The 23,721-nt window shown below is 62.9% G+C and carries 26 protein-coding genes and 2 pseudogenes; 18 read left to right on the top strand and 10 right to left on the bottom strand.

The annotated features are described in order from the left end of the window. Positions 1 to 80 precede the first annotated feature (80 nt). A pseudogene (locus H1204_RS09780) lies at positions 81 to 502 on the top strand (hypothetical protein). Between the two features lie 54 nt (positions 503 to 556). On the opposite strand, the gene H1204_RS09775 reads toward H1204_RS09780, so the two are convergent. Together H1204_RS09775 and nodI are read right to left on the bottom strand one after the other, a co-directional pair. After that, on the bottom strand, positions 557 to 1,381 hold the full coding sequence (locus tag H1204_RS09775; protein WP_180728141.1) for an ABC transporter permease: 825 nt from the start codon (positions 1,379 to 1,381) through the stop codon (positions 557 to 559). Positions 1,382 to 1,425: 44 nt separating this feature from the next. Beyond that, entirely contained in the window at positions 1,426 to 2,340 is a 915-nt protein-coding gene (gene nodI / locus H1204_RS09770) for a nodulation factor ABC transporter ATP-binding protein NodI (protein ID WP_007737347.1), read from the bottom strand. 266 nt (positions 2,341 to 2,606) lie between these two features. Between nodI and H1204_RS09765 the strand changes: the two genes are divergently transcribed. Further along, complete coding sequence (locus H1204_RS09765; protein ID WP_042310137.1) at positions 2,607 to 3,071, top strand: universal stress protein; 465 nt, start codon at positions 2,607 to 2,609, stop codon at positions 3,069 to 3,071. 37 nt (positions 3,072 to 3,108) lie between these two features. On the opposite strand, the gene H1204_RS09760 is transcribed toward H1204_RS09765, so the two are convergent. The 3 genes from H1204_RS09760 to lexA form a co-directional block, all read right to left on the bottom strand. Continuing rightward, positions 3,109 to 3,750: a DUF2939 domain-containing protein gene (locus tag H1204_RS09760; RefSeq protein ID WP_180728140.1), complete on the bottom strand. Its 642-nt coding sequence runs from the start codon at positions 3,748 to 3,750 to the stop codon at positions 3,109 to 3,111. Positions 3,751 to 3,868: 118 nt separating this feature from the next. Continuing rightward, complete coding sequence (locus tag H1204_RS09755) at positions 3,869 to 4,213, bottom strand: hypothetical protein (RefSeq protein WP_180728139.1); 345 nt, start codon at positions 4,211 to 4,213, stop codon at positions 3,869 to 3,871. A gap of 27 nt (positions 4,214 to 4,240) precedes the next feature. After that, positions 4,241 to 4,891: a transcriptional repressor LexA gene (lexA, locus tag H1204_RS09750; protein ID WP_180728138.1), complete on the bottom strand. Its 651-nt coding sequence runs from the start codon at positions 4,889 to 4,891 to the stop codon at positions 4,241 to 4,243. 345 nt (positions 4,892 to 5,236) lie between these two features. On the opposite strand from lexA, the gene H1204_RS09745 reads away from it, so the two are divergent. The 8 genes from H1204_RS09745 (at position 5,237) to H1204_RS09710 (ending at position 13,302) form a co-directional block, all read left to right on the top strand. Beyond that, complete coding sequence (locus H1204_RS09745; protein ID WP_180728137.1) at positions 5,237 to 6,295, top strand: sulfate ABC transporter substrate-binding protein; 1,059 nt, start codon at positions 5,237 to 5,239, stop codon at positions 6,293 to 6,295. 105 nt (positions 6,296 to 6,400) lie between these two features. Beyond that, a complete protein-coding gene (cysT, locus tag H1204_RS09740) occupies positions 6,401 to 7,297 on the top strand; it encodes a sulfate ABC transporter permease subunit CysT (protein ID WP_180728136.1) in 897 nt (298 codons plus the stop codon). Continuing rightward, a complete protein-coding gene (gene cysW / locus H1204_RS09735) occupies positions 7,294 to 8,259 on the top strand; it encodes a sulfate ABC transporter permease subunit CysW (RefSeq protein ID WP_180728135.1) in 966 nt (321 codons plus the stop codon). Before cysT ends, cysW begins: the two co-directional genes overlap by 4 nt. Positions 8,260 to 8,274: 15 nt before the next feature. After that, a complete protein-coding gene (locus H1204_RS09730; protein WP_007587985.1) occupies positions 8,275 to 9,333 on the top strand; it encodes a sulfate ABC transporter ATP-binding protein in 1,059 nt (352 codons plus the stop codon). Positions 9,334 to 9,405: 72 nt separating this feature from the next. Beyond that, positions 9,406 to 10,332 carry a CysB family HTH-type transcriptional regulator gene (locus H1204_RS09725; RefSeq protein ID WP_042310150.1) on the top strand — a complete coding sequence of 309 codons (927 nt, stop codon included), beginning with the start codon at positions 9,406 to 9,408 and terminating at the stop codon, positions 10,330 to 10,332. Between the two features lie 86 nt (positions 10,333 to 10,418). After that, positions 10,419 to 11,444: an asparaginase gene (locus H1204_RS09720; RefSeq protein ID WP_243468469.1), complete on the top strand. Its 1,026-nt coding sequence runs from the start codon at positions 10,419 to 10,421 to the stop codon at positions 11,442 to 11,444. A gap of 287 nt (positions 11,445 to 11,731) precedes the next feature. Then, positions 11,732 to 12,994 carry a PQQ-dependent sugar dehydrogenase gene (locus H1204_RS09715; protein WP_180728133.1) on the top strand — a complete coding sequence of 421 codons (1,263 nt, stop codon included), beginning with the start codon at positions 11,732 to 11,734 and terminating at the stop codon, positions 12,992 to 12,994. Then, complete coding sequence (locus tag H1204_RS09710) at positions 12,991 to 13,302, top strand: cytochrome c (protein WP_180728132.1); 312 nt, start codon at positions 12,991 to 12,993, stop codon at positions 13,300 to 13,302. Before H1204_RS09715 ends, H1204_RS09710 begins: the two co-directional genes overlap by 4 nt. 439 nt (positions 13,303 to 13,741) lie before the next feature. Here the strand turns inward: H1204_RS09710 and H1204_RS09705 are convergent, their stop codons facing one another. The 3 genes from H1204_RS09705 to gcl form a co-directional block, all read right to left on the bottom strand. Continuing rightward, positions 13,742 to 14,650 (bottom strand): 2-hydroxy-3-oxopropionate reductase, encoded by a 909-nt coding sequence (locus H1204_RS09705; protein ID WP_042310176.1) that lies wholly within the window; start codon positions 14,648 to 14,650, stop codon positions 13,742 to 13,744. Positions 14,651 to 14,717: 67 nt separating this feature from the next. Further along, the gene (gene hyi / locus H1204_RS09700) at positions 14,718 to 15,518 is read right to left on the bottom strand and encodes a hydroxypyruvate isomerase (RefSeq protein ID WP_180728131.1); all 801 of its coding nucleotides are present in this window, start codon (positions 15,516 to 15,518) and stop codon (positions 14,718 to 14,720) included. Between the two features lie 97 nt (positions 15,519 to 15,615). Continuing rightward, the gene (gcl, locus tag H1204_RS09695) at positions 15,616 to 17,391 is read right to left on the bottom strand and encodes a glyoxylate carboligase (protein ID WP_180728130.1); all 1,776 of its coding nucleotides are present in this window, start codon (positions 17,389 to 17,391) and stop codon (positions 15,616 to 15,618) included. 181 nt (positions 17,392 to 17,572) lie between these two features. Between gcl and H1204_RS09690 the strand changes: the two genes are divergently transcribed. Beyond that, the gene (locus H1204_RS09690; protein ID WP_180728129.1) at positions 17,573 to 18,484 is read left to right on the top strand and encodes a LysR family transcriptional regulator; all 912 of its coding nucleotides are present in this window, start codon (positions 17,573 to 17,575) and stop codon (positions 18,482 to 18,484) included. A gap of 273 nt (positions 18,485 to 18,757) precedes the next feature. Here the strand turns inward: H1204_RS09690 and H1204_RS09685 are convergent. Both H1204_RS09685 and H1204_RS09680 read right to left on the bottom strand, forming a co-directional pair. Beyond that, positions 18,758 to 19,134 (bottom strand): annotated as a pseudogene (locus H1204_RS09685) (cupredoxin domain-containing protein). A gap of 13 nt (positions 19,135 to 19,147) precedes the next feature. Continuing rightward, complete coding sequence (locus H1204_RS09680) at positions 19,148 to 20,041, bottom strand: metallophosphoesterase (RefSeq protein ID WP_180728128.1); 894 nt, start codon at positions 20,039 to 20,041, stop codon at positions 19,148 to 19,150. 154 nt (positions 20,042 to 20,195) lie between these two features. On the opposite strand from H1204_RS09680, the gene H1204_RS09675 reads away from it, so the two are divergent. The 7 genes from H1204_RS09675 to rplI all read left to right on the top strand — a co-directional run bounded on the left by H1204_RS09675 (position 20,196) and on the right by rplI (position 23,689). Next, a complete protein-coding gene (locus tag H1204_RS09675; RefSeq protein ID WP_180728127.1) occupies positions 20,196 to 21,032 on the top strand; it encodes an RNA polymerase sigma factor in 837 nt (278 codons plus the stop codon). Beyond that, on the top strand, positions 21,022 to 21,408 hold the full coding sequence (locus H1204_RS51245) for a zf-HC2 domain-containing protein (protein ID WP_243468468.1): 387 nt from the start codon (positions 21,022 to 21,024) through the stop codon (positions 21,406 to 21,408). The genes H1204_RS09675 and H1204_RS51245 overlap by 11 nt, the downstream gene beginning before the upstream one ends. Then, complete coding sequence (locus H1204_RS51240; RefSeq protein ID WP_243468467.1) at positions 21,405 to 21,971, top strand: anti-sigma factor; 567 nt, start codon at positions 21,405 to 21,407, stop codon at positions 21,969 to 21,971. The genes H1204_RS51245 and H1204_RS51240 overlap by 4 nt, the downstream gene beginning before the upstream one ends. A 222-nt stretch (positions 21,972 to 22,193) precedes the next feature. Continuing rightward, complete coding sequence (gene rpsF, locus H1204_RS09665; protein ID WP_036004960.1) at positions 22,194 to 22,568, top strand: 30S ribosomal protein S6; 375 nt, start codon at positions 22,194 to 22,196, stop codon at positions 22,566 to 22,568. Positions 22,569 to 22,633: 65 nt separating this feature from the next. Continuing rightward, entirely contained in the window at positions 22,634 to 22,933 is a 300-nt protein-coding gene (gene priB, locus H1204_RS09660) for a primosomal replication protein N (protein WP_007586561.1), read from the top strand. Positions 22,934 to 22,935: 2 nt separating this feature from the next. After that, positions 22,936 to 23,211, top strand: a complete 276-nt coding sequence (gene rpsR, locus H1204_RS09655; protein ID WP_036004965.1) for a 30S ribosomal protein S18 — start codon at positions 22,936 to 22,938, stop codon at positions 23,209 to 23,211. Between the two features lie 25 nt (positions 23,212 to 23,236). Further along, positions 23,237 to 23,689, top strand: coding sequence for a 50S ribosomal protein L9 (gene rplI / locus H1204_RS09650; protein ID WP_180728126.1), 453 nt, complete (start codon positions 23,237 to 23,239; stop codon positions 23,687 to 23,689). Positions 23,690 to 23,721 lie beyond the last annotated feature (32 nt).

Genomic DNA, 23,721 nt, shown 5'->3' with positions numbered 1-23,721 from the left:
GACGCGGCGCAAGACAGGACACATCATTCAGCTGCACAAAACGGCGTGCAAGCGCCAACCAGTTAAATTCAGGACATCGCATGGCCCAACAAAAGACCAATCCGAAACTCGAGCAGGCGCTGACGCGTGGGGATCTCGCCATCCGTCAGGCCAACTCGGCACGCGCGACGGCCGTGCTGCGCGCATTGGGCAAGATGATCATCGACGCATCGGCGACGATCGGCGTCGAAGCGCACACGTCCATTCCCGACGGCGACCGCATTTACGATCCCGTCGACGGCATGTGGCCGCAGGCGCTGCTCGTTTCGCTCGATGGCCCGTCGAGGAAGCCGACCCGGAAGAGTTGCGCACCATCCGTTTGCGCTCTGATGATCCGGGCACGATGTTCCGCGTCGAGTGGCATCGCGCGGACGGCAAGATCGGCCGCCAGGAAGGCGGGCCGTTCGCGACGGTCGAGTTCATCTCGGACGTCGACGTGCCGTGGTCGGACGACGAAGAGTGATCTGATTCATTCTGCTTGAGGGCGCCGCTGCGCATGAACCTGCGCGCGGCGCCCTCAGCGCATCATGCGGCGGCGGAACAGCACCGCTGACACCCAGAACGGCACCACCGCATACGCGGCCAGCACGGCCACGTGCAGCGCCGCGTCGTTCATCGGACGGTCTAATAGCGCCGGACGGATCAGGTCGACGGTGTGGGCAAGCGGCAGCAGTTGCGCGGCGAACTGCGCGGCGGGCGGCAATTGCGACAGCGGAAAGAACACGCCCGAAAGCAGCAGCATCGGCGTGAGCACCAGCGTCTGATAGAACATGAAGAAATCGTATGAAGGCGCGAGCGCCGTCACGATCATCGCCGTGCTCGCAAACGCAAGCCCCGCCAGCACGATGACGGGCAGTGCGATGAGCATCGACGGAAAGCTCGCATAGCCGAGCGCACCCGCCACGACCATGATGGCGGCGCCCGACAGCACAGCCTTGCTGCCTGCCCACACGACTTCGCCGAGCACGATGTCGCCGAGTGTGAGCGGCGTGTGCATGATCGCCTCCCAGGTGCGCTGCACGTGCATCCGCGAAAAGCCCGAATACATCGACTCGAAGCTCGCCGACATCATCACGCTCGACGCCACCGTGCCCGCCGCGAGGAACGAGATGTACGAGACGCCGTCGACATGTCCGACCATCAACCCGAGGCCGAAGCCGAGCCCGAACAGGTAGATCATCGGATCGGCGAGATTGCCGAACATCGACGCGAGCGCGAGCTTGCGCCACACCAGATAGTTGCGCCGCCAGACGGCAATCCAGTTGACGGCGTTTGCGGGCAACGCGGCGAAGCGCTCGCGTGTCGCGGCGTGCTCGGGGGTGTTGTAGGTGCGTAAGTCCATGTGTTCGGTGCGCCTGATGTCGTTGGCGAATTGTTGTGTGCCCGTCAGTCCTGCATTTCTCGGCCGGTCAGACGCAGGAATACGTCTTCGAGATTCGCCGGCCGGTGCAGATAACGCAGCCCCGCGCGCTGCTTCAGCCGCGCGTGAACGGGTTGCGGGTCGTCGACATAACAGAAGAGCGTCTCGCCGCTGATCTCGGTGCGTACCGACAGCGGCGCCAGTTCGTCGCGCAGCTTTGCCGGATCGGGACCGTACACTTCGATGACGTCGCAGCCTATTTCCGAAGCGATCAATTCATTCGGCGCCCCTTCCGCGATCTTGCGCCCTTCTTCGATCACGCACAGCCGGTGGCACAGACGCTCGGCTTCTTCCATGAAGTGCGTGGTCAGCAGAATCGTCTTGCCGCGCGCGAGCAGCGAGCGCAGCCGCTCCCAGATCAGGTGGCGCGCCTGCGGATCGAGGCCTGTCGTCGGCTCGTCCATGATGAGCACGTCAGGGTCGTTGATGAGCGCGCGCGCGAGCGTGAGCCGCCGCTTCATCCCGCCCGACAACTCGCCGACGCGCGCATCGGCCTTGCTTTCGAGACGCGCGAATTCGAGCAGCGTCGGCACCATCGCACGACACTGCGCGGCGGACAGGCCGAAGTAGCGGCCGAACACCAGCAGGTTTTCGCGGACCGTGAAATCGGGATCGAGATTGTCGAACTGCGGCACGACGCCGACGCGCGCCCGCGCGAAGCGCGAGCGCACTGGAATCGGTTCGCCGCACAGACGGATACTGCCTGCATCGGGTGCCGCAATGCCGAGCAGCATGCGCAGCGTCGTGGTCTTGCCTGCGCCATTGGGACCGAGCAGTCCGAAACATTCGCCCTTGCGCACATGAAACGACAAGCCGTCGACGACTGTTTTCTCGCCGTAGCGCTTCTCGACCTGATGAAATTCGATTGCAGCTTCAGTCATACGAAGACGGATGCTCCCTGAATAGGTGCGTGATGCGCGCAAAGCGGGGCGCAAAGCGCGAGACGGCTGCCTATTTTAGGGCATCGCGCGCACCACGTTTGGCGCATGGATACGCATCGCTGGCGGATTGCATGCACGATCTTGCACCGCGTCATGGCGGACTGCGCGGGCCACCGCACTTAGCGTTTTCCATCCCTTGCATGTGGAATTGCGGCGCACCATGATTCAGATGAGACCGCGATAGTCGCGGGCATGGGGGAAGCAAAATGGCGAGCTACAACAAGATTCTGCTGTGCTACGACGGCTCGCGTGAAGGCCGCAAAGCATTGCGTTGCGGCGCGAATCTGGCGCTCGATCTGGGCGCGGAAACGCATTTGCTGTCGGTCGTCGACATGCGTTCGAGCATCGCGCAAAGCGCGGGCTTGCTGACGGACGTCGCATGCGGCAGCTTCGAAAAGACCGCGCGTGAAATTCTCCAGGAAGGCGTCGACTGGCTCACGGAACGTGGTGTGAAGGCGACGGGGCATTTCGCGTTCGGGCATCCCATCGACGAAATTGCGTCGCTAGCGACCGAGTTGCACGTCGATCTCGTCGTGGTCGGGCATCGTTGCCGCACGGGACTGTCGCGCTGGTGGATGGGCGCGGGCAATACGCCGCTGCTGGACCGCGTGTCGTGCAGCATTCTGGTCGCGTGCTCGTCAGCCGCTGAAGAGGAGCAGGCGGCCGCGTAAGGCAGCCGCCATCTGACGCACCTGCTGTGAAGAAGCGTCAGCCGTTCAGATCGACGGCTGATAGTTTCCACGTGAAAAGCCCCTGGCGACGGAAAATCGCCGCATAGCGCGTGTCGCCGACACCGTGCTGATAACTCACGACGAACTCATTGACGCCGCGATATCCCGCCGTGGTTTGCGGCGGCTGCGGCGGCGTGTTGCTGCCGGCGTTAGCCTGGCTCGATGGGGGCGCAGGCGTTTGTGGCGAGTTGGGCGCCGGATTGTCCGTTCGGGCAGCGGGCGGCGGAGGCGGGCGCTCACCCGGTTCGCCGCGCGGCGGAATGCCGTTGAGCAACGCCGCGACACCATCCGGCGTCGCATACGCATCGACGAGCGGGCCAATAAGTGCAACGCCGATCATCGCGCCGATGGCTGCAAGCGGATTGCCGTTGTGCTGCACGTCGAGGCGGCGCGTCAGCAATCCCGTGACCTGTAGCTTGAGGCTGTCGCGCAGCGCCGGGTAATCGACGTATGCATTGACCGTTTCAACGTCGCGGGAATCGGCGGCGCGTTTGAGCCGGTCGAGCGCGATATACGGCGATGCGTACGCATAACCCAGCACAGCCACCACGACGATCACGATCAACGCGATCAGAAGTGGCCGGCCAACCCGGCCTTTCATCTTTACCAAACCTGCCATTGTGCGGAACGCTCCGTTTTCAATATCGATCAGGTGTGGACCCGATCGACACTGAAACGATCCCACAAGTTTGCAAGCAAGCGTTTCTAAGCGTCGACATCAAGCGCATGTGGCGCGCTCACGCCGCCTGCTGGGCCAGCTGATCGCCTTGCTCGGCGATCGCGCGATCGATCATGTTGCACACCGCGTCCACCGTGCCGACCATGATGAGTCGCGACGACCCGTGATAGACCCGCACAGGCGCGCGCCGCGCAGGTTCCGCATTGAGGCCCGAGTTCAGCGACACGCGCGCGAAGGCCGGTTGCGCGGACGGCAGCGGTTGAGGTTCTTCATCGAACAGCGATGCCGTGCGGCCCGCGACGTTCGACGCAAGTGCCGTCAGCGAACCACAAGGGACAAGCTCGCGCAGATGGCGCAGACGACCGAACTGGCGAAAGGGCAGCAAGCGGGCAAGGCGTTCCATGAGTCTCTCCAGACAGTGTTCAGCTAATTAGAATTCCGTCGGCCGGATCAGCCCGACCGCGATGCCTTCCAGTGCGAACTCCGCGCTGCCGGCCTGAACAAAAATGTTTTCGTAATCGGGGTTCTCGGCGATCAGCTCGATGCCGTTGGGCCGGCGCTTCAGGCGCTTCACGGTCACGTCGTCACCCAGACGCGCGATGATGATCTGGCCGTCCTTCGCTTCGGTCTTTTTCTGCACGGCGAGCAGGTCGCCGTCGAAGATGCCCGCGTCTCGCATGGACAGACCGCGCACCTTCAGCAGGTAGTCAGGCTTGCTGGAGAACAGCGACGGGTCGCACGTATAAGTCTGCGAGATGTGTTCTTGCGCGAGGATTGGGCTACCGGCAGCCACGCGGCCCACGAGCGGCAGCGACAACTGCATGATGCTCGCGTGCGGCAGCGTGAACTGGTGCGGGGAATCGTCCTGGCCCGCAAGCAGACGGATGCCGCGCGACGCGCCCGCCGCCAGCTCGATCACGCCCTTGCGCGCCAGCGCCCTCAGGTGCTCTTCCGCCGAGTTCGCCGAGCTGAAGCCGAGCTCGGCGGCGATCTCGGCCCGCGTGGGCGGGAAACCCGTGCGCTCGATGGCGCGGCGGATCAGTTCGAAAACCTGTTGCTGACGTGCGGTGAGTTTGGTCATGGCGCCACTGTATGGATAGACAGGTGACTGTATTTTTATACAGTATTCGGCGCATTTCAAGCTTTACTTTAAGTTCGTCGCGGCGGGTGTCGTGTGAACGTCGAAAGGTGACGCGGAAACGGCGCAACGGATGTGTGTGCGGAGGCAAACCATTCCTTTACCACTATTGCGTATTAAAAAATGAAGAAACATTATTTTTAATGATGAAGACCCCCGGATAGACTGGCCTCCATTGATGCAGCAGCAACGCCCGCGCAGCGGCAGAGGCGCTTGCCGCTTGCGCAGCAGCGAAACGCGGCAATCAGCGGAAAACAGGCAGTCACACCAACAAGACGGAGAAGGTCGATGGGCATTCGGATCACGGGGTTGGCAGGAGCAGGGAAGGCAAGGCGCGGCAGCGCGAAGCGGTTGGTCGCGGCGCTCGCGCTGGGTGCGGCGTCGGCGGTCGGGATGATCGCGCCGGCGCATGCGGACGCCACGCTGCTGAATGTTTCCTACGATCCGACCCGCGAACTGTATCAGGACGTCAATCAGGCGTTCGGCAAGGAATGGAAGGCGAAGACGGGCGAGTCGGTCACCTTCAAGCAGTCGCACGGCGGCTCGGGCGCGCAGGCGCGTTCGGTGCTCGACGGCCTGCAGGCCGATGTCGTGACGCTCGCGCTCGCTTATGACATCGACGCGCTCGCCAACAAGGGCCTCATCAACAAGAACTGGCAGAAGCGTCTGCCCGACAACGCGTCGCCGTACACGTCGACGATCGTGTTCCTCGTGCGCAAGGGCAACCCGAAGCACATCAAGGACTGGGACGATCTGGTGAAGCCGGGCGTGTCGATCGTGACGCCGAACCCGAAGACCTCGGGCGGCGCGCGCTGGAACTATCTGGCGGCGTGGGCGTACGCGGCGCATCTGCCGGGCGGCAATGACCAGAAGGCGAAGGAGTTCGTCTCGAAGCTGTATAAGAACGCGGGCGTGCTCGACTCTGGCGCGCGCGGCGCGACGACGAGCTTCGTGCAGCGTGGTATCGGCGACGTGCTGATTGCCTGGGAAAACGAGGCGTTCCTGTCGGTGAAGGAATTCGGCACCGACAAGTTCGAGATCGTCGTGCCGTCGGCGAGCATTCTGGCCGAGCCGCCCGTCGCCGTGGTGGACAAGGTGGTCGACAGGCACGGCTCGCGCAAGCTCGCCGACGCGTATCTGAACTTCCTCTACAGCGAGGAAGGCCAGGAGATCGCCGCAAAGAACTTCTACCGTCCGCGTTCGACCAAGGTGCCGGCCACGCTCACCGAGAAGTTTCCGAAGCTGAAGCTGTACACGGTCGACGACTCGTTCGGCGGCTGGACGAACGCGCAGAAAACGCACTTCGCCGACGGCGGCGTGTTCGATTCGATCTACCAGCCGCAGTGAAACCACGCAGCGGCGATGTTTGAACAAAGGCGCGCCTTCGGGCGCGCTTTCGGCAATGGTGCGACGGCACGCGTTGCAACGCATAAAACCTGAAAGAGCTTTCGCATGACGACGTTGACCTTTCGCAAGCCGAGCGCGATACCCGGCTTCGGCCTGACGCTCGGCATCACGCTGGCGTATCTGAGCCTCGTGGTGCTGATTCCGCTCGCGGCCACTTTCCTCAAGACGGCTACGCTCGACTGGAGCCAGTTCGTGCGCGCCGTCACGTCGCCACGTGTGCTCGCGTCGTACCGGCTCACATTCTTCTCGGCGCTCGGCGGCGCGCTGATCAACGCGGTGTTCGGCTTCCTGGTCGCGTGGGTACTGGTGCGCTACAGGTTTCCGTTCAAGCGCATCGTCGACGCCGTTGTCGATCTGCCGTTTGCGCTGCCGACTTCCGTCGCAGGTATTTCGCTCGCGGCGATCTATTCGGGCAATGGCTGGGTCGGCCAGTTTCTCGAACCGCTCGGCATCAAGATCGCGTTCACGCCGGCGGGCGTGCTGGTGGCGCTGACGTTCATCGGCTTGCCGTTCGTGGTGCGGACCGTGCAGCCTGTGCTCGAAGAGTTCGAGCGCGAGCAGGAAGAGGCGGCCGCGTGCCTGGGCGCGTCGCGCTGGCTGACGTTCCGGCGCGTCGTGTTTCCCTCGGTGTTCCCCGCGCTGCTGACGGGTTTTGCGTTGGCGTTCGCGCGCGCGTTGGGCGAATACGGCTCGGTGATCTTCATCGCGGGCAACGTGCCGATGAAGTCGGAGATCACGTCGCTGCTCATCATCACGAAGCTCGAGCAATACGATTACGCGGGCGCAACGGCGCTGGCTGTCGTGATGCTGGTGGTGTCGTTCCTGATGCTGCTGCTGATCAACACGCTGCAGTGGTATCTGCAGCGGCGCACGACGCGTGGCCGCACGGCGCCTTCCGTGCCCGTTGTGTCGTCGGCTGCGCTGACGGGAGGTGCGCAATGAGCCAGGATACCGTCGTGCTGTCCGGCTCGGGCGCAGCCAATAATGCCGTGCGCCGTCCCGACCCGGTAACGGAGCCGCGCGTCGTGCGGTGGATTCTGACGGGCATCGCGCTGCTGTTTCTCGCGCTGTTTCTGGCGCTGCCGCTCGTTGCCGTGTTCTATCAGGCGCTCAGCAAGGGCGTTGCGTTCTACTTCGAATCGCTCGCGGACCCCGACGCTGTCTCCGCGATCAAGCTGACGCTGTTGACCGCAGCGATTGCAGTGCCGCTGAATCTCATGTTCGGTCTCGCGGCATCGTGGTGTATCGCAAAGTTCGAGTTTCGCGGCAAGGCGCTGCTGACCACGCTGATCGATCTGCCGTTCTCGGTTTCGCCCGTGATCTCCGGCCTGATCTACGTGCTGATGTTCGGCGCGCAAGGCTGGTTCGGACCTTGGCTCGCCGATCACAACGTGCAGATCATCTTCGCGGTGCCGGGCATCGTGCTTGCGACGATCTTCGTCACGTTCCCGTTCGTCGCACGCGAGCTGATTCCGCTGATGCAGGCGCAAGGCAACGATGAAGAAGAAGCCGCGCACGTGCTCGGCGCGTCGGGCTGGCAGATCTTCCGGCGCGTCACGCTGCCGAACGTCAAATGGGGGCTGCTGTATGGCGTGATCCTGTGCAACGCGCGTGCGATGGGCGAGTTCGGCGCGGTGTCGGTGGTGTCGGGCCACATTCGCGGCCAGACGGACACGATGCCGCTGCACGTCGAGATTCTCTACAACGAATATAACTTTTCGGCGGCCTTCGCCGTGGCGTCGGTACTCGCGTTGCTCGCGCTCGTCACGCTCGGCCTGAAGCTGCTCGCCGAGCGCCACATGTCGGCGGAACTGGCGAGCGCGCGCGATGTGCCTGCGCATGCCGGTCCTGTGAGCAAGCCGTCTGCGCAGTCGACCCAACCCGCCGCACAATCGGTTCAGTAAGGAGAGTTGTCAAAGATGGGTATCACCGTACGCAATCTGCAAAAGCGCTTTGGCGATTTCACCGCGCTCGACAACGTCTCGCTCGATTTCCCGCCGGGCGAACTCGTCGCGCTGCTTGGACCCTCGGGCTGTGGCAAGACCACCTTGCTGCGCGTCATCGCAGGCCTCGAATACGCGGACGCGGGCCAGGTCGTGCTGCAAGGGCAGGACGTCGCGGAAGTCGGCGCGCGCGAGCGCAACGTCGGCTTCGTGTTCCAGCATTACGCGCTGTTCCGTCATATGACGGTGTTCGAAAACGTCGCGTTCGGCCTGCGCGTGAAGCCGCGCAAGGAGCGTCCGTCCGAAGCCGTGATCCGCGAGAAAGTCCATGAACTGCTGAAGCTCGTGCAGCTCGACTGGCTCGCGCAGCGCTATCCGTCGGAGCTGTCGGGCGGCCAGCGGCAACGGATCGCACTGGCGCGCGCGCTGGCCGTCGAACCCAAAGTACTGCTGCTCGACGAGCCGTTCGGCGCGCTCGACGCAAAGGTGCGCAAGGAACTGCGCAGCTGGCTGCGCCGTCTGCATGACGACCTGCATATCTCGACGATCTTCGTCACGCATGACCAGGAAGAAGCGCTGGAAGTCGCGGACCGCATCGTCGTGTTGAATCACGGGCACGTCGAACAGGTGGGTAGCCCGCAAGACGTCTACGATCATCCGCAGACCTCGTTCGTCTACGAGTTTCTCGGCGCGGCAAACCGGCTGCATGGCAGCGTCGACGGCAAGGGTTTCGTCGTCGATGGCGCCGCGCAGCCGATCGCGATCGAAGCGAACTTCCAGGGGCCAGCATTCGCCTACGTGCGTCCGCACGATCTCGTGCTGTATCCGCAGGCATCGGGGCATCGCGATGGCATTGTCGTCGGCGTGCGGCGCGTGGTGACGCTGGGCGGCTCGGTGCGTGTCGAGCTCGAAGGGCGCGCAGGTCACGTGCTCGAAGCGGAACTGGATCGCGAAGCATGGCGCGAGTTGCAGCTTGCTGTCGGCGACGGCGTGACGGCCGTGCCGCGCGCGTTGCGCGTATTCCCTGCGCATTGAACGGCGCACTGAGCGCATTTCAACCCAGACATTGAACAACAAACCTACTCTGGCCGAACCGGAGACATCGATATGAATTTCCAGCAGTTGCGCTTCGTGCGCGAAGCCGTGCGGCAGAACATGAACCTGACGGAAGTCGCGAACGTGCTGTATACGTCGCAGTCGGGCGTCTCGAAGCAGATCAAGGATCTCGAGGACGAACTGGGCGTCGATATTTTCATTCGACGCGGCAAGCGTCTGACGGGTCTGACGGAGCCGGGCAAGGCCGTGCATCAGCTGATCGAGCGGATGCTGCTCGACGCTGAGAACCTGCGCCGCGTCGCGCGCCAGTATGCGGATCAGGACAACGGCCACCTCGTCGTCGCGACGACGCACACGCAGGCGCGATACGCGCTGCCGAAGGTGGTACGCCAGTTCACTTCGGTTTTTCCGAAGGTGCATCTCGCGCTGCGCCAGGGCAACCCGCAGCAGATCGCGCAGATGATCATCAACGGCGAGGCCGACATCGGCATCTCGACGGAAGCGCTCGACCGCTATCCCGACATCGTCACGTTCCCGTGCTACTCGTGGCATCACGTCGTGGTCGTGCCGAAGGGGCATCCGCTGGTGGGCCGCGAGAACATCACGCTGGAAGAGATCGCCGAATACCCGATCGTCACGTACGACCAGGACTTCACGGGCCGCTCGCACATCGACCAGGCCTTCGCGAAGGTGGGCGCGCTGCCCGACGTGGTGCTGACGGCCATCGACGCGGACGTGATCAAGACCTACGTCGAACTCGGCATGGGCATCGGCATCGTCGCGGCGATGGCGTTCGATCCGAAGCGCGACACCGAACTCGTCGCACTCGACACGCAGCATCTGTTCGAAGCGAGCACGACGCGCATCGGCTTGCGCAAGGGCGCGTTCCTGCGTGCCTATGCGTACCGGCTGATCGAGATGTTCGCGCCGCAACTGCACGAAGCGGATATCGCGAGCCAGTTGCGCGAAGCGGCCTGATAGCGGGTGTTCTACACGCGAGTTTCATGTAGAGGCTCGCGTTTTCATCGATGGCGGCGGCGTGCGCATCGCTTACAATCGCCGCCATGAATACCTCTACTTCTGCATCGCGCGCGCTGCCGCGCATCGCCGTGCTTGCAACGGGCGGCACAATCGCGGGCGCCGCGCCCGACGCGACCAATACATCGGGCTATCAGGCGGGCGTCGTCGGCGTCGGGCAGTTGCTCGCCGCCGTGCCGTCGCTGGCTGCTGTGGCTAACGTGCAGGCCGAACAGGTCGCGAGCGTCGACAGCAAGGACATGGCGCTCGCGCTGTGGAGCACGCTCGCGCAGCGCATCAACGTGCTGCTGGCTTCCGATGAAGTCGACGGCGTGGTCGTCACGCACGGCACCGATACGCTCGAAGAAACCGCTTATCTGCTGCATCTGACCGTCAAGAGCGACAAGCCCGTCGTGCTGACGGCGGCGATGCGGCCGTCGTCCGCGCTGTCCGCCGATGGCCCGCTGAATCTGCTCAACGCCGTGATCGTCGCGGGCAACGCCAAGGCCCGCGGGCAGGGCGTGCTGGTCGCGTTCAACAACCGGATTCACAGCGCACGCGACGTCGTAAAGACCAGCACGTATGCCGTCGATGCGTTTCAGTCGCCCGAAATCGGTGCACTCGGCTGGGTGCAGGACGGGCGTGTCGAGTTTCAGCGCAGCGTCGTGCGGCCGCATACGACGGCGACGCCGTTCGTGATCGATTCGAACAGCGCGGCATGGCCGTTGGTCGAAGTGGTGACGAGTTATGCGGGCGTGTCCCGCGTGGCCGTCGATGCGCTTGTTTCAGCGGGCGTGAAGGGCATGGTTGTCGCGGGCACGGGCAACGGCTCGATTCACGCGACTGTGCAGACGGCGCTCGCCGAAGCGGCGGGCAAGGGCGTCGCGATCGTGCGGTCGTCGCGTGTCGGTTCGGGGCATGTGATGCGCAATGGTGCAGCCGCCGACGATGCGCTCGGCTTCGTCACGGCAGGCGCGCTCAATCCATACAAGGCACGCGTGCTGCTGATGCTCGCGCTTGCAGCTGGCCATACGACGCCGGTTGCATTGCAGCAAGTCTTCGATACGTACTGATTCCTTCTGCATCATAAGACGACGCGATGGTTCCTCGCGGATATATCGCGTCGCTCGCTCACATTCCCTCGCCTGGAAGCCTGCTTCGCGGATGCCGCGTGGCAGGCATTCGTTCAGACGTTTGACTGAACATCGTCTATAACAGTCAATAGCCCGATGCACGGCGTTCCGTTGCACGTGCAACGGCTTGCGGCGTCATCAAACGATGCACCCTTTACGTTCATGTCTTTCCAGTATCCGTCGTTGCAGGTTCAACAAACCGCATCAGAATGACAGGAGACACTCCGATGAACGCATCCCTGAAGCTCTTGCCGCTCGCCATCGGCGCAGCATTCGCGATCCTGCCTGCCGCTTACGCCGCGCAGGACAACGTGCAGACGCTGTCGAACTTCAAGACCACGGGCAACACGAAACCAGCCGAAACGGTGCCGCAGACGGGCGCGCGCGCCGACGCGCTGCGCGAGAACCTGAAGGCGATCAAGCTGCCGCCCGGCTTCAAGATCGACCTGTATGCGATCGTCCCCGAGGCGCGCGCGATGACGATCGAGCCGTCGACGGGCGTGGTGTTCGTCGGCACGCGCAAGGATCGCGTGTGGCAGGTGACGGACCGGACCAAGCGGCGCGTCGCGGACGACGTCGTGCAGTTCGCGAGTTCCGTTACGTTCAAGGTGCCCAACGGCGTGTGCTTCTCGCCGGATGGCGTGTTGTACATCGTCGAGCAGAACCGCGTGCTGGCGTTCCCCGCCGCGCAGTTCTTCGGCGAGGGCGGCCCGGACGTGGCCGCCGCGGTGGTCGTGCCGCAGGGTAAGCTGATTCCGCCGCAGTTCGAAAGCTTCAATCATGGCGCGCGTTATTGTCGCGTTGGGCCTGACAAGAAGCTGTACATCGCGCTCGGCCAGCCGTGGAACGTGCCGCCCAAGGACAAGCTCGCCGAGCTCGACAGGAACGGACTCGCGGGCATCATCCGCCTCGACCAGAACGGCAAGAATCGCGAAGTGTATGCCCATGGGGTGCGTAACTCGGTGGGCCTCGATTTCAATCCGAAGGACAAGTCGCTGTGGTTCACCGACAACCAGGTGGACGGCATGGGCGATGACATCCCGCCCGGCGAACTGAATCACGCGACGAAGGCGGGCGCGAACTTCGGGTTCCCATGGTATGGCGGCGGTCATGTGCGCACTGAGGAATACAAGGACCAGACGCCGCCTGCGGGCGTGGTGTTCCCGGTGGTCGAATACGCTGCGCACGCGGCGGATCTTGGCATGTCGTTCTATACGGGCAAGATGTTTCCGGAGAAGTATCAGGGGGGCATCTTTGATGCGGAGCATGGGTCGTGGAATCGCACGAAGCCGATTGGTGCGCGCATCATGTTCACGCCTGTCAAGGATGATGGCTCGGTCGGGGAGACCGAGGTTTTCGCGGAGGGCTGGTTGACGCCGAACGGTGAGTACATGGGACGTCCTGTCGATGTGCAGCAGTTGCAGGACGGGTCGTTGCTCGTGTCGGATGATTACGCTGGCGCGATTTATCGGATTTCGTACGCGAAATGAAGCGCTTTTTTTTGTTGCCGGTAGCGGTTGCGGTCGTTGTTGCAGGGTTCGCCTGCGCGGCGAATGCAGCCGATGTTGCCAAGGGGCGTGCCAAGGCTGTGCAGTGCCAGGCGTGTCATGGGATGGATGGCATTGCCAGGATTCCTGAAGCGCCGAATCTGGCGGGGCAGAATGAGGACTATCTGATTAAGGCGCTCAAGGACTTCAAGTCGGGAGCGCGGCAGAATGAGATGATGTCGCTGGTCGTGAAGCCGTTGTCTGATGATGATATTGCCAATCTGGCGGCTTTTTATCATGGGGTTCGGTGAGGGTTCTTTTTGTCTTCGACGTGCTGGTGGGGTGTGCCGGTTTTTGTGCTGGCATCCGCGCCATGCCTTCGTGCTTCAGGTGCCGCCCCGCACAGGGGCAACGCCTGAAGCACGAAGGCAAATCGCGGATGCCATCGCAAAGCCAGTCACACAACATCAACGCCGCCAGCGAAAAAGCAAAAGCAAAGCCCCCACCAGCGTCGCAGACAAAAAACCAGAAAACCAAACCACAGCAGGACACCCGACGATGACGTCTGACCGACCAAGGCTTCCCCGGCATCGCCGGGTGCCGCTGCGGACCCCACTTGCCGCTCTCAGCCCAGAGCGACATGATTTGCCCAATCCGATGCGTGCCGCGCGCCGGACCAGGCGCCCCACTTGTGCGCCACCGTGATCAGTACACGGCAGCCGTCATTGCATTAAAGCGTCACAGGCTCGCTCAAGCCGCTTTCTGATCAGCAGCAGGCGCCTGCGCGACTTCAAAATTCGCCATGATTTCGAGCGCGCGAACCATCGCCGAGTGATCCCATGCCTTGCCGCCGTTCGCCGCGCACACGCTGAACAGTTGCTGGGCACTGGCCGTATGCGGCAACGCGATACCAAGCTTGCGAGCGCCATCGAGTGCGAGGTTCAGATCCTTCTGGTGCAGTTCGATGCGGAAGCCAGGATTGAACGTACGCTTCGTCATGCGCTCGCCGTGCACTTCGAGAATGCGCGACGACGCGAAGCCACCCATCAGCGCCTTGCGCACACGCTCCGGATCGGCGCCCGAACGCGCCGCAAACAACAGCGCTTCCGCGACGGCTTCGATGTTCAGCGCGACGATGATCTGGTTCGCCACCTTGCAGGTCTGTCCCGCGCCGTTGTCGCCGATCAGCGAGATGTTCTTGCCCATCAGGTCGAACAGCGGCTTGGCCAGATCGAACGACTTTTGCGGGCCGCCGACCATGATCGTCAGCGTCGCATCGCGTGCGCCGATTTCGCCACCGGAGACGGGTGCGTCGAGGTAGTCGCAACCCAGTTCGTTGATCTTCTTCGCGAACGCCTGTGTGTCGAGCGGCGAGATCGAGCTCATGTCGATCACGAGCTTGCCCTTCGTCAGGCCCTTCGCCACGCCGTCATCGGCGAACAGCACGTTCGCGACGTCGGGCGTATCGGGGACCATGATCACGACGATGTCGGCCGCCTGTGCAACAGCCGTCGAATCAGCGACCGACGTGGTCGTTTTGGCGAGATCTTCCGGCACCGGGTACGCGCCATTGACGAACAGCGTATGGCCGCCCTTGATGAGATTGCGCGCCATGTGCGCGCCCATGATGCCGAGGCCGATGAAACCGATCTTTGCCATTGAATGAGTCTCCAGTAAATAAGGTTCGAAATGTGCTCGTGTGACGCGTTGCAATCAGGCGCCGATATCAGGCGGAGGCATGAGCGCGCTTCACGCCCGCGACGCTCTCCAGCCAGCCGAGACCTTCCGCCGTCGTCGTGCGCGGCTTGTACTCGCAGCCGATGTAGCCCTGATAGCCGAGCGAATCGAGCAGATCGAACAGGAACGGATAGTTGATTTCGCCCGTGCCCGGTTCGTTGCGGCCCGGGTTGTCGGCGAGCTGGATGTGAGCGATCTGCGCGAAGTTCTTCTTGATCGTCGCGGCGAGTTCGCCTTCCATCCGTTGCATGTGATAGATGTCGTATTGCAGGAACAGATTGTCGGAGCCGACCGCCTGAATCACGTCGAGTCCTTCCGACGAGCGATTCAACGCGAAGCCCGGAATGTCGTACGAGTTGCACGGCTCGACGAGCAGCCGGATGCCTTCGTTCTTCAGCGCGGCAGCGGCAAAGCGCAGGTTATCGACGATCGTCGCGCGAGCCTTGTCGGCATCGACGCCCTTCGGAATGCCGACGAGGCAGTTCAGTTGCGGAACCTTCAACGCCTTCGCGTATTCGATCGCGCGGCCCACGCCTTCCTGAAACTCGCCGACGCGATCCGGCAGCGAAGCAATCCCGCGTTCACCCGCTTCCCAGTTGCCAGCGGGCAGGTTGTGCAGCACGAGCTTCAGCTTGTTCTGCGTGAGCCGCTCGGACAACTCGGCGATCTGATACGGGTAGGGAAACAGAAATTCGACGGCGTCGAAGCCCGCGTCGGCGGCCGCTGCAAAGCGGTCGAGAAACGGAAGTTCGTTGAACAGCATCGTGAGATTCGCGGCAAATTTCGGCATGTTGCTTTTTCTCTCTGGTCGGTCAAATTGAACAGCACGGCGCGGGCGGATGCGTTTCACTGGAAACGCGTCCGCCCGGATGAGGCGGGTACGGCAATCAGTCGAGCAGGCTGACGGCGCTCGGCGCATCGGCGCGCGTCACGGCGAGGTCCTCGAACTCGTTGATCGCGTCGATCTCGGCGCCCATCGAAATGTTCGTCACACGCTCGAGAATCACTTCGACGATCACGGGCACGTTGTACTCGGAGAGCATCGACTGCGCTTTTTCCAGCGCCGGCTTGATCTCTTCCGGCTTGAACACGCGGATCGCCTTGCAGCCGAGACCTTCCGCCACCGCGACGTGATCGACGCCATAGCCTTCGAGTTCCGGCGCGTTGATGTTGTCGAACGCGAGCTGCACGCAGAAGTCCATGTCGAACGCGCGCTGCGCCTGGCGGATCAGGCCCAGATACGAGTTGTTCACGACCACATGCACGTACGGAAGCTTGAACTGCGCGCCCACGGCCAGTTCTTCGATCATGAACTGGAAGTCGTAGTCGCCCGACAGCGCGACGATCGGGCGCTGCGGATCAGCGGCACGCACGCCCAGCGCTGCCGGAATCGTCCAGCCGAGCGGGCCAGCCTGGCCGCAGTTGATCCAGTTGCGCGCCTTGAACACGTGCAGGAACTGCGCGGCGGCGATCTGCGACAGACCGATCGTGCTCACGTAGCACGTATCGCGGCCGAACACCTTGTTCATCTCTTCGTACACGCGCTGCGGCTTGATCGGCACGTTCTCGAAGTGCGTCTTGCGTTGCAGCGTGCGCTTGCGTTCCTGGCATTCCTCGACCCATGCGCCGCGGTCCTTCAGCTTGCCCGCTGCCTTCCATTCCTTCGCGACTTCGACGAACAGTTCGAGCGCGAGCTTGGCGTCGGACACGATGCCGAGATCCGGGCCGAACACACGGCCGATCTGCGTCGGTTCGATATCGACGTGCACGAACTTGCGGCCCTTCGTGTAGACCTCGACGCTGCCCGTGTGGCGGTTCGCCCAGCGGTTGCCGATGCCGAGTACGAAGTCGGAGGCGAGCATCGTCGCGTTGCCGTAGCGGTGCGACGTTTGCAGGCCGACCATGCCCGCCATCAACGGGTGATCGTCGGGAATCGCGCCCCACGACATCAACGTCGGGATCACGGGCACGCCGACCGTTTCGGCGAACTGCACCAGCAGGTCTTCAGCGGCAGCGTTGAGCACTCCGCCACCCGAGACGATCAGCGGCTTGGCGGAATCGTTGAGCAGCGTGAGCGCGGCTTCGATCTGCTTGCGCGTTGCGGCGGGCTTGTAGATGGGCAGCGGCTCGTACGTTTCAATGTCGAACTCGATCTCGGCGAGCTGCACGTCGATGGGGAGGTCGACCAGCACGGGACCGGGACGGCCCGAGCGCATCAGATGGAACGCCTGCTGGAACACGCGCGGCACGAGAGCCGGTTCGCGCACCGTGACGGCCCACTTGGTGACGGGCTTGGCGATCGATTCGATATCGACGGCCTGGAAGTCTTCCTTGTACAGACGCGCGCGCGGCGCCTGGCCGGTGATCGCGAGAATGGGGATCGAATCGGCGGAGGCGGAATAGAGGCCCGTGATCATGTCGGTGCCGGCGGGGCCCGACGTGCCGATGCACACGCCGATATTGCCGGGCGCTGCGCGCGTATAGCCTTCCGCCATGTGCGATGCGCCTTCGACGTGGCGCGCCAGCACGTGACTGATGTTGCCTGCCTTGCGCATGGCCGAGTAGAACGGATTGATGGCGGCGCCCGGAACGCCGAATGCCGTGTCGATGCCTTCTTTTTCGAGCACGAGCACCGCTGCGTCGACGGCTCTCATCTTGGCCATGAATGTCTCCTGGAAGTCTGTAAAGCGGATGGGTGTTAGGCACACTTTAAGACTGCATCAAAGGTTTGATAAGATCATTCATGGTCGCTTATTCCAAAACAAAAAGTATGGAATGCTGCCGGCGCGCGCTACGGCGTGCGAAGACGGGAGACGCCCGCGCCACGGGCTTGTGGAGACAAAGATGGACCGCTTCAAACAAATCGAAACGTTCGTTCGCGTTGCCGACGCGGGCAGCCTTGCGTCGGCGGCGCTGGAAGAGGGCGTGTCGCCCGTGATTCTCGGGCGCCGGATCGACGCGCTCGAAAAGCGCCTTGGCGTCAAGCTGATGTACCGTTCGACACGCCGGCTGGTGGTCAGCGAAGAGGGCGCGGCGTTTCTCGAGCGCTGCCGTGGCTTGCTCAGCGAGTGGGACCAGGCGGAAAACGAGTTGATGGCGGGGCGGCGCTCGGTCAACGGGCATCTGATCGTGTCGGCGCCGGCCGCGTTCGGGCGTAAGCATGTTGCGCCGCTCGCGCCCGAATTTCTGAAGGACAAGCCCGAATTACAGGTTTCGTTCAATCTGACCGACCGCGTCGTCGATCTGGTGCGCGAGGGTTACGACCTGTCGATTCGTATCGGTGGCGCGGTCGATCCGAACTTTGTGGCCGTCAAGCTGGCGACGAACCGGCGCGTCGTGTGCGGGACGCCTGAATATTTTCGTAAGCATGGCAAGCCGAAGACACTCGAGGATCTGCCGGCGCACAACTGTCTCGCGTTCAATCTGCAAGGCGGGCAGAACCGTGGCTGGTATTTCCGGCGCAATGGCAAGCTGACGACGGTGCGTGTCGGCGGCACGCTCGATTGCAATGATGGCGAGTTGCTGCACCGCTGGGTGTCTGAAGGGCTTGGGCTGGGCTGGCGCTCGACGTGGGAGATCGATCAGCAACTCGCAAGGGGTGAGCTCGAGACCGTGCTCGATGAATATGCGCTGCCTGATTACGACATTCTTGCTGTTTATCCGCAGCAGCGGTATGTGCCTGCCAAAGTGCGGTATTTCATTGATTATCTGAAAGAGGTTTATGCGCGGCCTGATTACTGGGTCAATGCGGGGTGATGTGGGTTTTTTTTGCCTTGCGGCGGGAGGGTTTTGGTTTTTTTTGCGGTAGGGACGTTTGTGGCGCGGGGGTCGTTGGTCGGTGTTTTTGCCTCTTCGCTGGCATCGCGGATGCCAGCGCAAACGCCAAAACACCGAACGGCGACGCACGAAGCACAAAGCACGAAGGCAAATCGCGAATGCCAGCGCAAGGGCGACGCACGCACAGGTAAACCATCACGCGGATGCCAGCGCAAACCCAGGCGAACCACCTGCAAACCAAGACCCCAACCCCTACCCAACCACGATCGTCCCATTCATCGTCTCATGCCCCGACCCACAAAAAATATCGCACAAAAAGTCAACAGTCCCAGCCGCGCCAGCCTGCGCCGGCACGCGCACCACAGCCCCCGGCGGCACATCCGCCCGCACGTTGAACTGCGGAATAGAGAACCCATAACCGTATCCAGCGCGGTCAACTCAAACACAACATTCTCATGCGGCGCGAGCTTGATCTGATTCGGCGTGAACACGAACCTGCGCGCACTAACCTTGATGACACGAGGCTCGGCAGCGCGCGCGTCGAAATGGCCCGCGACGGCCATCACCGCGCCCATCGTGGCAAGCGTGAAAAGACGGCGTCGCTTCCTGTCGACGGCAAAAGTCTGCATGGTGGTCTCCCCGTTATGACGTCTTGATCGGCATTTCATCGAGCGCAAGCGCGCCCGAGGGCCTCGCGACCTGCACCTGCCGCCAGCCCAGCCCGCGATACGGCGCGGACGCGTCCCACGGTATCGGCAGCCTCTTGGCCTGCGACATCGCAACCGGCAGCGGAAACATCAGCGAGCGCGCCGCATGGTGCGCAATGTTGCCTGTCACCATGTGATGTTCCTGATGGATGTGCCCATAAAACACGGTCACGTTCTTGCGCCGGCTCAACACGTCGATCACCTGCGCGCCGTCGCGCGTCGCCCAGTCCCATTGCGGCGCGAGATCGAACAGTGGCCGGTGCGTGAAGACGACGATGCGCGCGTCCTGCGGCTGCTTGTCGATGTCGGCTGCAAGCCACGCGATCTGCTGCTCGCCGACGCGGCCCGCCGGGTCCGACACGTTGTCGATCGCGATGAAGTGCACGCCCTTGTGGTCGAACGTGTAGTGCGTCTGCCCGAAGTGCTCCTTGTACGCCGCGCCCGCGTCGAGGCTCGCGTCGTGCTCGCCCGGCATCAGGTAAAGCGGCTTCACCTTCAATTGCGCGATGATTTCCTGAAACTGACGCATGCGTTCGTGGCGCAGCGCGGTGTCGTCGGTGGTGTGCGTCAGGTCGCCCGTGAAGATCACGAAATCGGGCGGCGACGGCAGCGCGTTGACGGCGGCAATCGCCTTCGGAAGCGTGCCTTTCGAATCGGGATTCACGCCGGGGCCTTCGAAGCCCCAATGAGCATCCGACAACTGGACGAAGTAGAAATCGTCGTCGCGTCCATACGAGAAACCGGGCAACGCCGACGCGAATGCTGCACCGCCGACGGCCGCAAGGCGCAGGAAATCGCGCCGCTTCAGACATTTCAGATTGTTTTGCATGATTCTCCTCGCGAGTGAATAACTCATTTGCGGTACTGCGAGGCCATGCTTTTTATTCCCGACTTTTTTTCACGGCAGGCGCGGAAACCGGGAATAAACTGGATTCGAGATGGGTTTTGCAGCCGTGAAGTCTGGGCAAGCCTGGAGGCGATCGGTGAATGAGACCGGAAAACATGCTGGGGGCGACGCGCGCGCCGAGGCCGCGCGCAGTCTGCGCTTTCAGCAGATGGCGCTGCCGCATCTCGATGCCGCGTACAACCTTGCGCGCTGGCTATGCGGCAACGGACACGACGCCGACGACGTCGTGCAGGAAGCGTTCATGCGCGCTTACCGTTTCTTCGACACGTTCCACGGCGAGACCGCGCGGCCCTGGCTGCTCGCGATCGTGCGGCGCACGTGGTACACGGAGTGGCGAAGGCGTTCGGGCGGTGTCAATGCGACGATCGAGTTCGACGAGAACCTCGACGACGAGACGTTCGAAGGCTGGAGCAGTAACTCGCCCGACCCCGAAGCGCTGCTGATCCGCGATGAAAACACCCGGCTCGTGCACGAGGCGCTGGAAATGCTGCCTGTCGAGTATCGCGAGGTGCTGATCCTGCGCGAGCTGGAAGAGTTGAGCTACCGCGAGATCGCCACGATTGCGGATCTGCCCGTCGGCACCGTGATGTCGCGGCTCGCACGAGGGCGACGCAAGCTCGCGACGGCATTGACGTCGTTGCAATCGAAGGGGAGCGCGCGGCCGAGAGGCGGCGCGCGCGATGGAGGCGGCACGCAGCGTGCGCCGGATGGGGCAGATGATGTGCCGGGCGCGCGGCCAGCCATGCGTGCATCGGCCCGGACCGAAGGGCCGTCCCGTTCGGGGCAAGCCGGCGGCGGAGCGCCGCCCGGCGGATCGCCCGATACCCCACGTAAAACCGAAAGCGGCTGGATGCCGCACGCTCCCGGCGCGTTGCCGGGCGGACTCGCACAGGAGGCGCCAGATGGACTGTAACGAAGCACGGCCGCTTCTCGATGCGAATGCGGACCACGAACTCACGCCGCCGCAATCGCGCGACGTGCAGCGGCATATCGAAAGCTGCGAGGCATGCCGGAGGGAAGGCGAGATGGTAAGGGCAATGAAGGGCGCGGTGCGCTCGGCCAACTACTATCGCGCGCCGGATGAACTGCGCGCGAAGATCATGGCGGCGCTGCCGCCGACCGAGCTTGCCGCGCCGCAAGGGGCGGCGCGCGACAGCGCAATGCGGCCGGAGCCACGCGCGAGGCAGCGTAAAGGCTGGTTCGACTGGGTGCGGCTGCCGCAACTGCCACAGCTTCCGAAAGGCGGGGCTTCGGGCCGCTGGCGGGCGAGGGCGCGGGCGGCACGATGAGCGGCGGCGGATGGCACACGGGCGCGGCCTGGCGGGGCGGTCTCGCGCTCGCGTTCTGTGCGCTGGTCGCGGCGGGCATCGCTGTGTCGCTGCACCGGACGGGGGAACCGATGCCGCTCGTCGACGAACTGGTGGCGAGTCATGTGCGCGCGCAGCTGTCGGGGCACGATATCGACGTGGTGTCGACGGATCAGCACACGGTCAAGCCGTGGTTCAACGGCAAGCTCGACTACGCGCCGCCCGTCGAGGATCTCAGCGCGAGCGGCTTCCCGCTCGCGGGCGGGCGGCTCGACTATGTGGGGCATCGGCGGGTGGCCGTGCTGACGTACCGGCATGCCAAGCACGTCATCGACGTCTACGTGTTCCCTGAGGACGACCGCGTGGCGGGCAAGCCGGGCGCTCCGCTGATTCAGGACGGCTATGCGGTGGCGCGCTGGCGCGACGACGGGATGATGTGGTGGGCCGTGACGGACGCCGCGCCCGAGTCGCTGACGGCGTTGCAGGCCGCGCTGACGGCCCGGTTGCATGGCGCGGAGCCGGGGGCGCCCTATTCGGGCAGTTGAGAGGGACCGAAGACTATTGATGGCATTCGAAGGGCGGCTGGCGGCGTGTTTTTGTGCCGCCAGCCGCCCTAAATCATTGAAAACACGCCCGAATCTGGTGGATGCCACCTGCTTTATCTTGCAAACAGTGCCGATTCAGGTTATATTCTCCGGCTTCTCACTTGCCACACCGGTTCCGACGCCCGGGTGGCTTCTATCCATAAGTCAGCACAAGGAGTGAACATGCGTCATTACGAAATCGTATTCATCGTGCACCCCGATCAGAGCGAGCAAGTGCCCGCCATGATCGAGCGTTACAAGTCCACGATCACGTCGCACGGTGGCCAGATCCACCGCATCGAAGACTGGGGCCGTCGCCAACTGGCCTACATGATCGAGAAACTCGCGAAGGCTCACTACGTCTGCATGAACATCGAATGCGACCAGACCACGCTCGACGAACTCGAACACGCGTTCAAGTTCAACGACGCCGTTCTGCGTCACCTCATCGTCAAGATGAAGAAGGCCGAAACCGGCCCGTCGCCGATGATGAAGGAAGTGCAGCGCGAAGAAGCCAAGAAGGCGGCTGCATCGCAGCCGACGGAAGCGCAGGCTTAAAGCAGAACCATTAAGCCATCAGAGTCACGCGGCGCGCTCTCATTCAGCGTCCGTAAAAGGAATCGATGAACCGGCTGCAACTCACGGCGAGCGTCGTCGAACGCGAAATAGTGCGGTACACCCCCGCCGGCGTTCCGATTGCAGGCTGTACGTTGCAACACCGCACGCAGGTCGTCGAAGCGGGCGTTGCCCGAACCGTCGAGCTGATCATGCAGGCGGTCGCGGCTGGTGAGGCGAGCGGCAAGCTGGAGCGGGTTGAGATGGGCGTTGAAACGCTCTTCACCGGCTTCCTGGCGAAGAAAAGCCGCAACGCGAGAACTCTGGTGTTTCACATCACAGAATTGCAGGACATTGGAAAGGACTGAACATGCCCCGCCCGACTGGTAAGAAATTCGACAAGCGTCGTCAGCAACAAAACCCGCTCTTCAAGCGCAAGAAGTTCTGCCGTTTCACGGCTGCAAATGTCGATCAGATCGACTACAAGGACATCGATACGCTGAAGGACTTCATCGGCGAAAACGGCAAGATCACGCCGGCACGTCTGACGGGTACCAAGGCCCACTATCAACGCCAGCTCGACACGGCGATCAAGCGCGCACGTTTCCTCGCGCTGATGCCGTACACCGATCAGCACAAGGCCTAACCGGACGACGTCAAGGAGCATCCGAATGCAAATTATTCTTCTCGAAAAAGTTGTGAACGTCGGCAACCTGGGCGACATCGTCAAGGTCAAGGACGGCTATGCACGTAACTTCCTGATCCCGAACAAGAAGGCACGCCGCGCAACGAAGGAAGCCATCGCTGAATTCGAAGTTCGCCGCGCAGAACTGGAAAAGGTCGCAGCTGAAAAGCTGACGGCTGCTCAGGCACAAGGCGAAAAGCTGGCTGGCCTGACAATCCAGATTGCTCAGAAGGCTGGCGTCGACGGCCGTCTGTTCGGCTCGGTGACGAACGCAGACATCGCCGAAGCACTGGGCAAGCAAGGTTTCGTGGTTGAAAAGGCGCAAGTGCGTCTGCCGGAAGGCCCGCTGAAGATCGTTGGCGACCATCCGGTTCACGTCTCGCTGCACACGGACGTCACGGTTGACGTCACGGTGTCGGTGCTGGGCGAGCACGTCTAAGCCAGCAGGAAACAGGATCGCCGGGACGTTGC

This window comes from Paraburkholderia sp. PGU19, from assembly GCF_013426915.1.
Lineage (GTDB): Bacteria > Pseudomonadota > Gammaproteobacteria > Burkholderiales > Burkholderiaceae > Paraburkholderia.
The sequence above is the reverse complement of the archived record's forward strand: the minus strand, read 5'-3'. Positions and strand labels throughout refer to the sequence as shown.